The sequence below is a fragment of the Cellulosimicrobium sp. BMG9.22 genome, assembly GCF_059159975.1.
This window is the reverse complement of sequence record NZ_JBZGBY010000051.1, coordinates 1-12,826: the sequence shown is the minus strand read 5'-3', so window position 1 is coordinate 12,826 and position 12,826 is coordinate 1. Positions and strand designations below refer to the sequence as shown.

13 protein-coding genes are annotated in these 12,826 nt (G+C 71.0%); 5 read left to right on the top strand and 8 right to left on the bottom strand.

Features of this window, described 5'->3' with window-relative positions:
• The coding region (locus tag AC4H2H_RS19310; RefSeq protein ID WP_494372453.1) for a hypothetical protein at positions 1 to 413 on the top strand (413 nt) is incomplete at its 5' end.
• A 39-nt stretch (positions 414 to 452) separates the two neighbouring features.
• On the opposite strand, the gene AC4H2H_RS19305 is transcribed toward AC4H2H_RS19310, so the two are convergent.
• The 7 genes from AC4H2H_RS19305 to AC4H2H_RS19275 form a co-directional block, all read right to left on the bottom strand.
• Positions 453 to 1,217 (bottom strand): hypothetical protein, encoded by a 765-nt coding sequence (locus AC4H2H_RS19305; RefSeq protein WP_494372452.1) that lies wholly within the window; start codon positions 1,215 to 1,217, stop codon positions 453 to 455.
• 61 nt (positions 1,218 to 1,278) lie between these two features.
• Positions 1,279 to 2,403 carry a non-hydrolyzing UDP-N-acetylglucosamine 2-epimerase gene (gene wecB / locus AC4H2H_RS19300; RefSeq protein ID WP_494372451.1) on the bottom strand — a complete coding sequence of 375 codons (1,125 nt, stop codon included), beginning with the start codon at positions 2,401 to 2,403 and terminating at the stop codon, positions 1,279 to 1,281.
• An 11-nt stretch (positions 2,404 to 2,414) separates the two neighbouring features.
• The gene (locus tag AC4H2H_RS19295; RefSeq protein ID WP_494372450.1) at positions 2,415 to 3,350 is read right to left on the bottom strand and encodes an ABC transporter ATP-binding protein; all 936 of its coding nucleotides are present in this window, start codon (positions 3,348 to 3,350) and stop codon (positions 2,415 to 2,417) included.
• Positions 3,337 to 4,260: an ABC transporter permease gene (locus tag AC4H2H_RS19290; protein ID WP_494372449.1), complete on the bottom strand. Its 924-nt coding sequence runs from the start codon at positions 4,258 to 4,260 to the stop codon at positions 3,337 to 3,339. Before AC4H2H_RS19290 ends, AC4H2H_RS19295 begins: the two co-directional genes overlap by 14 nt.
• 10 nt (positions 4,261 to 4,270) lie before the next feature.
• Positions 4,271 to 5,269 (bottom strand): LCP family protein, encoded by a 999-nt coding sequence (locus tag AC4H2H_RS19285; protein ID WP_494372448.1) that lies wholly within the window; start codon positions 5,267 to 5,269, stop codon positions 4,271 to 4,273.
• Complete coding sequence (locus tag AC4H2H_RS19280) at positions 5,266 to 7,005, bottom strand: glycosyltransferase family 4 protein (RefSeq protein ID WP_494372447.1); 1,740 nt, start codon at positions 7,003 to 7,005, stop codon at positions 5,266 to 5,268. The genes AC4H2H_RS19285 and AC4H2H_RS19280 overlap by 4 nt, the downstream gene beginning before the upstream one ends.
• Positions 7,002 to 8,342, bottom strand: coding sequence for a glycosyltransferase family 4 protein (locus AC4H2H_RS19275; RefSeq protein ID WP_494372446.1), 1,341 nt, complete (start codon positions 8,340 to 8,342; stop codon positions 7,002 to 7,004). The genes AC4H2H_RS19280 and AC4H2H_RS19275 overlap by 4 nt, the downstream gene beginning before the upstream one ends.
• A 187-nt stretch (positions 8,343 to 8,529) precedes the next feature.
• On the opposite strand from AC4H2H_RS19275, the gene AC4H2H_RS19270 reads away from it, so the two are divergent.
• Both AC4H2H_RS19270 and AC4H2H_RS19265 read left to right on the top strand, forming a co-directional pair.
• Positions 8,530 to 9,618, top strand: a complete 1,089-nt coding sequence (locus AC4H2H_RS19270) for an LCP family protein (RefSeq protein WP_494372445.1) — start codon at positions 8,530 to 8,532, stop codon at positions 9,616 to 9,618.
• Complete coding sequence (locus AC4H2H_RS19265; RefSeq protein ID WP_494372444.1) at positions 9,615 to 10,337, top strand: DUF6270 domain-containing protein; 723 nt, start codon at positions 9,615 to 9,617, stop codon at positions 10,335 to 10,337. Before AC4H2H_RS19270 ends, AC4H2H_RS19265 begins: the two co-directional genes overlap by 4 nt.
• Positions 10,338 to 10,346: 9 nt before the next feature.
• On the opposite strand, the gene AC4H2H_RS19260 is transcribed toward AC4H2H_RS19265, so the two are convergent.
• On the bottom strand, positions 10,347 to 10,814 hold the full coding sequence (locus AC4H2H_RS19260) for a hypothetical protein (RefSeq protein ID WP_494372443.1): 468 nt from the start codon (positions 10,812 to 10,814) through the stop codon (positions 10,347 to 10,349).
• Positions 10,815 to 10,920: 106 nt separating this feature from the next.
• Here AC4H2H_RS19260 and AC4H2H_RS19255 point away from each other — a divergent pair, with 106 nt between their 5' ends.
• Together AC4H2H_RS19255 and AC4H2H_RS19250 are read left to right on the top strand one after the other, a co-directional pair.
• Positions 10,921 to 11,379 (top strand): MarR family winged helix-turn-helix transcriptional regulator, encoded by a 459-nt coding sequence (locus tag AC4H2H_RS19255; protein WP_494372442.1) that lies wholly within the window; start codon positions 10,921 to 10,923, stop codon positions 11,377 to 11,379.
• Positions 11,376 to 12,722 carry an MFS transporter gene (locus AC4H2H_RS19250; RefSeq protein ID WP_494372441.1) on the top strand — a complete coding sequence of 449 codons (1,347 nt, stop codon included), beginning with the start codon at positions 11,376 to 11,378 and terminating at the stop codon, positions 12,720 to 12,722. Before AC4H2H_RS19255 ends, AC4H2H_RS19250 begins: the two co-directional genes overlap by 4 nt.
• Positions 12,723 to 12,826 lie beyond the last annotated feature (104 nt).

The following is a 12,826-nucleotide window of genomic DNA, read 5'->3' as shown; positions in this document are numbered from 1 at the left end:
TGAGGGTTCAGGGCAATCCGAATGCGGATCGAAACGTGCCGTACGCAGAGGTGTGGAAGGAGGGGTACTACCATCATTATGAGCCGCAGCTGGGCGTTGCGAAGCACCATGCTGCATACGCGGAGATAGAGCAGTCTGTGGCCGAGGTCCGGGAGCGCCTGGGTTGTCCCGTCGTGCTCATACCACGCCTCGTGCCGTCAACGGGCGGAGCGAGCACGAGGACGGAGATCTGGGAGCTGGTCCGTGAATCGACACATGCTCTGGGTGTTGCCTTTATCGACACGAAGCCGCTGGTGGACGAGTTCGGGTTCCGCCGTCTGCATGACGGTACGCAGGACATCCATCACCTCCCGGTGGACGGGTGCATGGCATTCGCCGGGGAGGTTGCTCGCGTCACGAGTCGTCTGCGCTAGGAGGTGGCGCTGTTGCTCGGAAGCGGTGGCGTGCAGGCGCTAGGTCGCTCGCTCTGTCTGCGGCTCGAGCTGGACGACCGAGCACACTGATTCGAAGATGCTCTCCCCGACGATGAGCTCATGAGACTCGGACCAGTGGTTGTGGTCTTGGAGGGCAGCAGACCCGTGGCGTTCCAGCACTGCCCGAGTCGACCAGTAGGCGATGGGCGGCTCAGTTCCGATCGTCGAGAGCGTCTGGGCGATCGCGAGCCGCTCCGGAGCGATGCTCCCGTCGGGCATCAGCGCCCAGAGGTGGTCGACGGCAAGTATGGGCGCGCCGACGGCGGCCGCGATGCTCTCGAGGTCTGAGACGACATCTCCGCTGGAGTCTCGTCCGGCGCTTAGTCCGTGGAGGATGTGCCCGTCAGGCACGTCCTGTGTGTTGCCGTCGAGGACTTTTCGCGCGTCTATACCAAGTCGATTGGCCTCGCCCCAGACGGAGTGGTAGTTCAGGCGGAGTCCGTGGAGTTGCAGTGCTTTGAAGGTTGAGACCTCGATGACGATCAGATCTGCTTCGAGGGCGCGGGGCGATGCAAGATCGGCGGGAAGGGCGGAGGCGTTCTCGCAAATCAGAGGACGAAAACCCTCTGGAATCACGGCGGTTCCCGCGAGCGCCCGAATGTACTGGAGCGCCTCCCCGGAACTATGTGTGAACCAGGTGTTTGACGGTGGGTTCGTGAGAGTGATCTTGCCGCTGTCGGCGAGGCGTCGTAGTGGCCGGTGCACCCTGCAGGACCCGACTGCCAAAACTCTCGTGGTTCCCATGTCGTGAACGCTACCACTGGGCCACTCGGTATGGGGCGGAGGCGTTGACCCGGCACTGGCATTAGGGTGCGGTTCGAGCGCGTCCCTCATCGACGTAGGCTCTTTTCAGCGCTCCCAGAGCGGCAAGAGCGGCTCTGCCATTGCCGTAGGGGTTGGGCGCGATGGCCGTCTGGTCGTCCTTGTTCTGCGATAGCGCTTCCCCGACTCGATCGACGACAGAATTCTCATCTGTACCGACCAATCTGACCGCGCCGACGTCGACTCCCTCCGTGCGCTCCGTGTTCTCGCGCATGACCAGAACCGGCTTGCCGAGGCTCGGGGCTTCTTCCTGGACCCCGCCGGAGTCGGAGAGGATGACCGTGCTGAGCGCCATCAGGCGCGCGAACTCGCCGTAGGGGAGGGGCTCGGTGACGGTCACGTTCTCGATGCCCTCGAGCTGGGGGAGGATGGCCTCCCGCACGACGGGGTTGCGGTGCGCCGGGAGGACGATCTCCACCTCGGGAAACGACCGTGCGATCCGGGCCAGCGCCCGCCCTACGCCCTCCATCGCGCCGCCCCAGTTCTCGCGGCGATGGGTGGTCACGAGGAGGATGCGCCGTCCCGCCGCGGCGAGGTCTTCGAGACGCGGGTCGGTGAAGGGGATCTCCTTGTCGACCGTGGCGAGCAGCGCGTCGATGACGGTGTTGCCGGTGACAACGATCGTGGAGTCGTCCACTCCCTCGTTCAGGAGATTCGCCCGGCTGGTCTTGGTGGGAGCGAGGTGGAGCGCGGCGATCTGGGTCGTGATCTTCCGGTTCGCCTCTTCGGGGAAGGGGGACTGGATGTTTCCGGAGCGCAGGCCTGCCTCCAGGTGCACGACGGGGATCTGCCGGTAGAACGCGGCAAGGGCGGCGGCCGTCGAGGTAGAGGTGTCGCCCTGAACGATGACCGCGACTGGCTTCACCTTCTCGAGGATCGGGTCGAGACCTTCGATCACCCGCGCGAAGATCTGCGCGAGAGTCTGTCCGTGGCTCATGATGTTGAGGTCGTGGTCCGGCACTATGCCGAACAGCTCGTTCACCTGGTCGAGCATCTCGCGGTGCTGACCGGTCACGACGGTCACCGACTCGAAGTCGGGGCTCTCCTCGAGCGCCTTGATGACGGGCGCGACCTTGATCGCCTCCGGCCGGGTGCCGTAGACGGTCATGATGCGTGCGGTCATGCTTCTCTCTTCTCCACTGCGGCCGCTTCGCGGCCGTGTCCACGGACGTGCCGGGGGCGGTAGCTGCGTCCGGGGGACTCCTCCACCTGCACGTGCGTCTCCGTCTTCTCCGCGAGAGCGTCCTCGATGATCTTCTTCGCCTCGTCGGGCTTCTCCTTGGCGATGGCCCACGCCCACTTGCGGTAGCGCAGAGCCACGTCCTCGGCCGGTCCGTCGAGCACGAGGCGGCCGTAGTTGAGCCAGATTGCGCGCGAGCACGTCTCTTCGATGGTCTGCGCCGCATGGCTCACGAGAAACACCGTGCCGGCGTTCTCTCGCAGCCTGTTCATCCGCGCCTCGCTGCGCTCCTTGAACGCGGCGTCGCCGGTGGCGAGGGCCTCGTCGATCAGCATGATGTGCGGGTTCGCCGCGGTCGCGATCGCGAACCGTAGGCGCGCTCCCATGCCCGACGAGTAGGTCTTCATCGGCAGGTAGATCGACTTGCCGAGGCCGGCGAGCTCGACGACGTCGGGGATCGCCCTCTCGGTCTGCTCCGGGGTGAGCCCCATGGCGAGGCAGCCGAGCCGCACGTTCTGCTCACCGGACAGGTCGGGCACGAGCGCAGCGTTCACGCCGATCAGAACCGGCGTGCTCTCGGACAGCACCCGCCCACGCGCCGGTCGTTCGAGGCCGGCGATGATGCGCAGGAGCGTGCTTTTCCCGGAGCCGTTCTGGCCGACGAGGCCGATTTGCTCTCCCGAGCGCGCCACGAAGGAGATGCCGGAGAGCGCCCGGACGAGCACCATCGGCTGCTGCCCCAGCACCGACTTCGCGGCGCGGACGATTCGATTGGACCGTCGGCGCTCTGCGGCGTCGGTCGACGGCACCCGGTAGCGCACGTGCACGTCCTGCACCGCCACCGTCGCCGCCGCGAAGGGATCAAGCTCGCCCATACGACTCCTCCCCCTGGTAGAAGAAGAGGAATCCGACGACGAGCGTCCCGACCGCCCACGCGCTCAGCGCGAGCCACATCGACAGTGCGGGCGTGACACCGTAGAGCAGGCAGTCGCGCACCATGTCCAGGACCATGAACATCGGATTCGCCTCCATCAGCGCCAGCATCGTCGGGTGGTCGATGAACTGGTCGTAGGAGAAGAACACGGCCGACCCGTAGAGCCACAAGCGCATCGCGAAGCTGATCAGCTGGTTCAGGTCAGGGATCACGGACACGCAGCGGGCCAGCAGAAGAGCGAGCCCGGTGGTGAAGAGCACCTGGAGCGCGAGCACACCCGGGACGAGTGCGACGCGCCAGGTGAGCACCTCGGAGGGGGGCATGACGAGCAGCAGCACGATCATCGAGCCGAGCACGGGGACCATGTCGAGGATCCCGCGCAAGATCACCGAGATCGGCAGCGACGCTCGGGGGAACGCGAACGCTCGGATCAGGTTGCGTCCGTTCTTGATGGAGTTCGCACCTCCTGTCACCGCCTTCGTCGTGAAGGAGAACAGGAACGTGCCGACGATGAGGTAGCCGATGAAGTTCTCGATGCCTCGTGACGCCTGAAGCAGCAGCCCGAAGATGAGGAAGTACGTCAGCCCGTCGAGCACGGGCTTGAGCACGAGCCACACGGTGCCCAGCAGGTTCTCGCGCGTCCCGCTGGTGACCTTCGCGCGGGCCTCGGCCCACAGGAAGTGCCGGCGGTTCCAGAGCTGACCCAGGTACACCCCGAGCGGGGGCCGCGCGCCGACGCGAGTGAGCCGACCGCCCGAGACGACCTCCGTCGTCGACAGCGGGCCCGCGAACAGCATCGAGTACAGGTCCCCGCCCTGGGACCCGCTCTCGTCGTTCGTCTCTCCGGCCATCTGCGGCATCCTAGGACGCCCCCGTCGGCGCGTACTCCGTGCCGTACCTCGCGACGTACGCGTCGAGCGTGTCCGTGCGCACGGCCTCGCCGAGCGCAGCGGTCTGCGCCGCGTCGACGAGGTTCACCGACGCGCCGCCCCGGTTGCCGAACCCGGTGACGGGCACCATGAGCCCCACGACGTCCTCGCGCTCGAGCTCGGCTGCGAGCGGGACGAGCGCGAGCGCGTCGTCCACGTCGAGGTCGCCCGTGATCTTCACGTTGCGCACGAGCATCGGCACCAGCTCGGCGAGCACCGCCGGCTCGTCCCCGCGCCCCGCGATCCGGTCGAGCATCCCGACGAGCGCCGCACGCTGCCGCTCCGTGCGGTCGAGGTCGCCGAGCGGGAGTCGCTTGCGCTCGCGCACGTAGATGAGGCCGTCAGTGCCGGACAGCGTGATGCGTCCCTCGGGGAAGTCGACGACGCGCCCTGTGTTGTTCACGGTGACGGTGCTCGCGTGCCGGTTGTCCACCTCGAACCCGTCGAGAGCGCGGGTGAGCGCGATGAAGCCGGCGAAGTTCGACTGGACCACGTAGTCGATCTCGACGCCGCCGAGCACCCCGGAGACGGTCTGGGCCAAGATGTCCGTCCCGCCGCGCGCGAACGCCGCGTTGATCTTGCTCTCCCCGAGCCCGGGGACGTCGACCCACATGTCGCGCGTGAACGACACGAGGTACAGGTTCTGCCGGTCCGCCGGCACGTGGACCAGCAGGATCGTGTCGGCGTTGCCGGTGAGGTCCGCGGGGTCGCGCGAGTCCGTGCCGATCAGGAGCGCGTTCACCGGCCCCTCCGGCAGGGGGTCCGGCGGCAGCGTCGGCGTGGGTGAGGGGCTCGGTGCTTCAGACCGCGTCGGCGACGGGTCAGCCGTCGTCGCCGACGGCGCGGGCTCGGGTGCGGCGGCGGTGCACCCGGCGAGCAGCGCCGTCGCGACGACGGCACCGAGGGCGCGACGCAGGAGCGCGGGACTCATCGTGCTCCTCCAGCAGCTCGTGCGTACACCTCGCGGTACCGGGCCGTGTTCGCGGCCCACGTCCTGGTGGCCGCGAGCTCGCGACCGCGCGTCAGCATGCCACGACGTACGGCATCATCGCCGAGCACGTCCGCCACGGCGGTCGTCCAGGCCCGAACTTCACCCGGTGCGACGAGCGCGCCCGCGTCCCCGACCGCCTCGCGCAGCGCGGGCAGGTCGCTCGCGACCACGGGTCGGCCCACGGCCATCGCCTCGACCGGCTTCAGCGGTGTGACGAGACGCGTCACGCGGTCGTCGCGACGCGGGACGAGCACGACGTCGAGCGCCGCGAGGTACGTCGTCGCGAGCGCGCGCGGCACGCGCCCGGGGAGGATCGCGTGCTCGCCCAGCCCCAGCTCGTCCGCGAGCCGGATCAGACCCGGGCGCGCGACGCCGTCGCCCACCACGAGCGCCGACGCGTTCACGCCGCCCGCGCGCAGCGCGGCGACTACGCGCAGGACCATGTCCAGGCCCTCGTAGTCCACGACGCTGCTCACCGTGCCGACCACCGGCCCGCGCACGTCGATCCCGAGCGCCCTTCGGGCGTCGTCGGGTGCGGGGTGCGTCGCCTCCAGCAGGGACAACGGCACGGCGTTCGGCACGACGGTCACCCGGTCGCCCGGCACCCCCCGCGACACGAGCTCGGCGCGCATCGTCTCGCTGAGCGTCACCACGTGGTCCGCGGCCAGCGCCAGCTCCGTCTCCTTCGCCCGGATCAGCGCGTACCGGCCCGAGGACTCCGCCGCACGCCGCGCACCCGGGGTGCGGTGCGACGCGGCCCACGTCTCCTCGGGCAGACCGCGCACCTCGTACACCCACGGGACGCCGAGCCGGCTTGCGGCCTCGCGCGCTACGGCGCCGGTCGTGTGTGGCGTGGTGGCGTGCACGACGTCGGGCGCGGACCTCCCGGCAGCCCGCATCAGCAGGTCCACCTCGGCCGCCGCACGCCGGGCCGGGTCGCTGCGCAGCACCCACGGCAGCAGCCGCTCGTAGCGCACGCCGTCCACGACGTCCGCCTCGCGCGCCCCCAGCACGCCGATCGTCACCGGGTAGGCGGCGCGCGTCGTCGCGGACACGGCGAGCCCGGCCTCGCGCTGGGCGCGCAGGATCGCGTGGCTGCGCAGCGTGTAGCCGCTCTGCGTGTGCGGGAGCGAGTTCGTCAGGTGGTGCAGCACGCGCGGGTGCTCGACGGCGGTCAGCGTCGGGGTCGGCGTGGCCCGTTCGGGCGTGGCGGCCAGCGCGTCGATCTGTGCGCGGACCGCGCGTAGCGTGCGCCGCTCGGCCCGGCCCGACGCCGTCGCGCGGAGCAGCGCGTCGACGTCGCCCGCCTGCCACAGCGCGCGCAGCCGGGCGGGGCCGGGGCGGGGGACGTCGTCGAGCAGCTCGGGGCTGCCGACCGCCACCGCGACCTCCGCCGCCACGCGGTGCGCGAGCCGCGACCCGGGCGCGCGGAGCACGGCGCCGACGGAGCCCGCCGCGTCCTCGGGCGCCCCGTCGAGGTACAGGCCGAGGGCGCGGCGTGCCGACGGCGCGGGCGCCGTGAGCAGCAGACGGACGACGCCCCGACGCACCCGGGCGGGCGCGCGCCGCGCCGCCTGGATCGCGAGCCACACCGGGTCGTCGAGGACCGCGCGCGACCCGAAGGACACGGCGAGGACGAGGGAGCGGACGGCGTCACCCGGGGCGCCGGCCCTCATCGACGCAGCCCGTCGAGGAGCTCGACGTACCGGGCGGCGAGCGCGTCGTCGTCGGCGTTGAGAGCGACCCAGTCCTGGGCCGCCGGGCCGATCGTCGGGACCGCCCGGTCGCGCACGAAACCGGCCCAGAGATCGACGAGCGCCGTGACGTCGCCCGGCGGGACGACGTCGCCCGCCTCGAGCGACAGCACGAGCTCGGCCGCCTCGCCGGCGAGGCACGCCGTGACGTGGCGGCGGGTCGCCATCGTCTCGTAGAGCTTCGACGGCACCGTCCACTCGAACGGCTCCCAGTCGCGCAGCGACACGAGCACCGTGTCCGCCCACGCGTACAGAGCGGGGACGTCCGTGTGCGGGACCCGACCGAGGAACGTCACGGGCGCCCCGAGAGTCGTGGCGAGCGCGGTGAGGGAGGGGACGTCCGCGCCCGCGCCTGCCAGGCGCAGGTCGACGGCGACGCCTCGCCAAGCGAGCGCGGCCGCGGCCTGCACGGCGACCTCCAGGCCCTGGGACCGTCCGATCGTGCCCACGTACACCACGCGCAGGGGGCGGGTCGTGCCGAGGCGGCCGACGTCGTCGGGCAGGGCGTCGACCTCGTCGCCCACCTCGTCCGCGAGCCGGTCGGCGAACGCCGTGCCGTTGCGGACCACGCCCACCCGCGGCGCCCCGCGGCCGGCGACGACCTCGGCGAACGTCTCCGTCGTGGTGACGACGAGGTCGCTGCGCGCCTGGAGCCGGATGATCGCTCGGTGCGCGACCGCCACCACGGCGGCACGGAACCGCTGGCCGGAACCGGAACCGGACCTGCCGACCCCGGCCGGGCGGATGAGGTCGGGCCACGCGTCACGCATCTCGACGACGAACCGGGCGCGGAACAGGCGCGCGAGGGCCCAGGCGGCGAACATGCTCGGGATGCCGGGCACCGTCCCCACGACGACCGTCGGGCGGTGCGCACGTGCGCGCAGGAGCCGCCAGCCGAGCACGACGGAGTGCGCGGCGGCGACGACGTGGTCGGCCGTACGGGAGGCGAGCGAGCTCGTGTGCTCCCGGAAGCGGACCCGCAGGATGCGCTCACCGTGCCGGCCGCGCTCCACCCGCCCGGGACGGATGTCGACGTGCGCCGGGTCGAGCACGCCGGCGGGGTAGTGCGGGGGCGGCGCGAGAACGCTCACGCGGAAGCCCGCTTCGACGAGCCGGGGGACGAGCGCGCCCCAGCGGCGCTGCGGGGCGCCGGTCTCCGGCTCGTAGTGGTGCGTGACCAGCAGGAGGTGGTCGCCGCGGGTTCTGGATCTCGCCTGGGGCAACCGTCGGCGAGCATGCCTCGCGGCAGTGCTGGACATCTCGCCCCCTGGGCTCTCGTCGTCCTCAGGGCATCGGACCGACGAGGAACTTCGTGCGTATTACGGCACGATGGTACCGCTCGCAAACCGCTGGGACTCGTGAAACGAGGGGGCGCCGGGGGTGAAGAGCGACGGCGAGGGGCCGATCCTGGCCTTTCGGACCCGGCCGGGCTCGTAGGATTCGCCCGTGGCCGACACCCTCTTCCCGCAGTCCTCCGCGCCCGAGCCGACCTCCGGACGGCGTCACGCGCGCCGTCGTCGCGGCACCCGCACCACGCTCGTGGTGCTCGGTTCGCTGCTCGTGGTCCTCGTGCTCGGGGGAGCGGGGGCGGCGTGGTGGTTCCAGAAGCGGCTCGACAGCAACATCGAGAAGCTCGCAGACCCGTTCGAGGGCTTGGAGAACCGTCCCGACCCGGCACCGTCGCCCACCGAGGAGGGCGTCACGAACCAAGCCGTGAACTTCCTCGTCCTCGGCTCCGACAGCCGGATCTCCGCCGGCGACCCGAACCAGTGGGAGGCGGGGGCGCAGCGCACGGACGCGATCATGCTGGTCCACCTGCCCGCCGACCGCTCGACGGCTCAGGTCGTCTCCATCCCGCGCGACGCGTGGGTCCCGATCCCGGGGCACGGGGAGGCGAAGATCAACGCGGCCTTCTCCTACGGGGGTCCCACGCTCATGATCCAGACGGTCGAGGAGCTCACCGGCGTGCGCATCGACCACTTCGCCGTGACCGACTTCGAGTCGTTCACCACGCTCACCGACGCGCTCGGCGGCGTGCAGATCCGTATCCCGGAGGACATCGGCGACGGCAAGAAGGTGTTCTTCGAGGCCGGGCTGCACCAGATGACCGGCGAGGAGGCTCTCACGTACACGCGCCAGCGTCACGGCCTCGCCAACGGCGACTTCGGACGCGTCCAGCGCCAGCAGAACTGGATGCGCGCGATGCTGGGCAAGATCAACAACAACCGCAACGACGTCGCGATGATGACGCGGTTCTTCACCGCCGTCAGCGAGTCCGTCGCGACCGACGACGGCCTGTCGATCGACCAGATGCGCACGCTCTACATGAGCGCGCGCGGCCTCAGCACGAACGACGTCACGTTCATGACGGCACCGAACTCTGGGACCGGGCGCAGCGCCGACGGGCAGTCGATCGTCGTGCTCGACCGGGCCGCGCTCGACCCGCTGATGGCGGCGATGGCCACCGACACCATCGCGGACTACCTCGCTCAGAACGCCGCAGCGCTCGACGTCCTGCCCCCCACGGTGAAGTGAGCGCCACCGTCCTCATCCACGGGAGCTGCGTGACGCGGGACGCGTTCGCCCTGCCGGGCGAGGCACGCTTCCGTCTCCTCGACTACTACGCGCGCAGCTCGCTCGCGTCGGCGTTCGCCCCCCGAGGGCTCGACGGCGTCGACCTCGCGCGCGTCGAGTCGCCCTTCCAGCGGCGCATGGTCGAGCGCGACCAGGGCAAGGCGTTCGGGCGAGCCCTCGCGACCACGGACGCGGACGTCGTCGTGCTCGACCTCGTCGACGAGCAGTACGACCTCGCCGTCGGGCCGCTGGGCGCCGTCGCGACCCGCTCCATGGAGTTCCTGCGCGCGGGCGGCGACGCCGCGGCCGAGGCCCGGGTGGCCTCGGGGTCGCCCGAGTTCCTCGCTCGCTGGGAGTCGGGCTGGGCCGCGCTGGTCGGGACGGCACGCGAGAACGGGCGCTTGGACCGCGTCGTCGTGCACGAGGCGTACTGGGCCAGGAACGACGCCGACGGCGGCACGTTCGACCAGCAGCGCGTCGAGGCAGCGAACCGCACGCTCACCTACCTGTACGCGCGCATGCGCAAGGACCTGCCGGAGCGCCGCTTCCTGCGGGTCCCCGACCGACTGGTGGTCGGCGACCCGGAGCATCGCTGGGGTGCGTCCCCCGTCCACTACGTCGAGGCCTACTACCGGGCGTTCCTCGGCCTGCTCGACGACGCGACGACGAGCCGTCGCTGAAGCCTGGGGTCAGGCGGCGACGCCGTCCAGGACGACGATGCCGTCCTTGAAGGCCACGTCCGTGACCCGGGCCACGGCGTAGCGCGCCTGGAGGAGTCGCTGGACGTCGAGCGCGATCCGCGCGTCGGGCAGGACGCGGACGGAGCCCGCCGGGAGGCCCTTGGCCGCGACGACCGACTCGATCCGGCTGGACGCGAGGCCGAGGAGCTTGTGAGCGGGCATCCCGCCGGCGCTCGCGTCCACGGCGATCGTCGCGACGCCGTCCGCGACGTCGACCACGCGCAGGGAGGCGCGCACCGTCGGGGCGAGCCTCGTGGCGAGCTTGAGCGGACCGGGCAGGCGCTTGACCTGACGCGGGTCCGCGACCAGGTCGAGCACGTCGCCGCGACCCGAGACGGACGTGATGAAGGAGGGCAGCTTGCGGCCCATGAGCCCGAGCAGGTGGAGCGTCTCGGCGAGAGTGAGTTCCTGGTGCACGGCGCACACCATAGCGGACGTCCGGGACGTCTCGGGCTTCCCTGGCGCCCCGCGCGAGTCCCAGCCGCGCTTTCCTTACCCAAGGTAATGAGTTAAGGTAACTATCATGCCTGCTGCGGACCCCACTGCCCCCACCCGGAACCAGTGCCGTCCCGCGACGCTCGGCGGCGAGCTCCGCGTCGCCCTCACACGTATCTCGCGCCAGCTGCGCGCCCAGCGCGGCGAGGCCGACCTGCCCGAGGGCCGCTTCGGCGTCCTGACGGTGCTGCAGAAGCACGGCGCGATGTCCCCGAGCGAGCTCGCCGAGCACGAGCGCGTCCGGCCGCCGTCGATGACTCGGGCCGTCAACGCGCTCGTCGAGCTGGGTCTCGTCGCGAAGGCCGAGCACCCGAGCGACCGACGCCAGGTTGTCGTGACCCTCACCGAGGCCGGCGTGCGCGAGGTCAAGGAGACCCGGCGCCGACGCGACGCCTGGCTCACGCAGCAGCTGTCCGCACTGACCCTCGACGAGAGAGAGACCTTGGCCCGCGCCAGTGAGCTGTTGAACCGGATCGCCGCCCGATGAGCACAACCTTCTCCTCCCTCCAGTACTTCAACTACCGCGTCTGGTTCGGTGCCGCGCTCGTCGCGAACATCGGCACCTGGATGCAGCGCGTCGCGCAGGACTGGCTCGTCCTCACCGACCTCACCGACAACTCCGGCGTCGCCGTCGGCGTGGTGACGGCGCTGCAGTTCGCACCCGTGCTCGCGCTGTCCGCCTGGGCGGGCCTGCTCGCCGACCGCCTGCCGCGCCGTCGGCTCCTCATGGCCACCCAGAGCGCGATGGGGCTCCTCGCGCTCGGGCTCGGCGCCCTCGTGCTCTCCGGTCACGTGCAGCTCTGGCACGTCTACGTGTTCGCGACGCTGCTCGGGGTCGTCTCCGCGATCGACAACCCTGTGCGTCAGACGTTCGTCGCCGAGATGGTCCCCGCGGACAAGCTCTCCAACGCGGTCGGCCTCAACAGCGCGTCGTTCAACGCGGCGCGGCTCGTCGGGCCGGGCGTCGCCGGGCTGCTCATCGCCGTCGTCGGGTCGGGGTGGATCTTCGTCGTCAACGGCGTGACCTTCGCCGCGACGATCCTCGCCCTCGGCTACATGCGCACGCGCGAGCTGCACCCCCTGCCGAGCGCGTCCCGGGAGAAGGGGCAGATCCGCGAGGGTATCCGCTACGTCCGCGGCCGCACGGACATCATCGTCATCATGGTCGTCGTCGGCGTCGTGTCGACGTTCGGGCTCAACTTCCAGCTCACCTCCGCCATGATGGCGAGCGCCGAGTTCGGCAAGGGACCGGGGGAGTACGGCATCCTCGGGTCCGTCCTTGCGATCGGCTCACTCACCGGCGCGCTGCTCGCGGCCCGCCGGGAACGGCCGCGCGTGCGACTCGTCATCGGGTCGGCGGCCGGCTTCGCCGTCGCGACGGGCGTCATGGCGCTCATGCCCACCTACCCCAGCTACGCGATCGCCTGCATCCCCGTGGGCCTCGCGTCGCTGACGATGATGACGGCCGCCAACTCGACCATCCAGATGTCGGTCGACCCCGTCATGCGCGGGCGCGTCATGTCGCTCTACATGATCGTCTTCCTCGGCGCGACGCCCGTCGGGTCGCCGCTCGTCGGCTGGATCGCCGAGGCATGGGGACCGCGCTGGGCCATCGGCGTCGGATCCATCACCGCGGGCCTCGTCGCCGTCGGCGCCGCCGTGTGGGCCGTCCGTAACTGGCACCTCCAGGTCCGCTACCGCGTGCTGCAGCGCCCGCACCTCCTCGTGCGCTACCTCGACGCAGGGACCCCGGCGGAGGGATCTGCCCGCGCCGAGACGCGACGCCGGCTCGGGGTCGAGGACGCCGAGGAGGCGGCCCGCGCCGTATGACCCCGAGGTAGAACCGTGGTCGGGCGAGGTAGAACCCTGGTTCCTTGTCGGACGGCGGTGGTCGGGTTGGGTGGCCGGGGTGGGTGGGGGCGCCGCGTCTACCA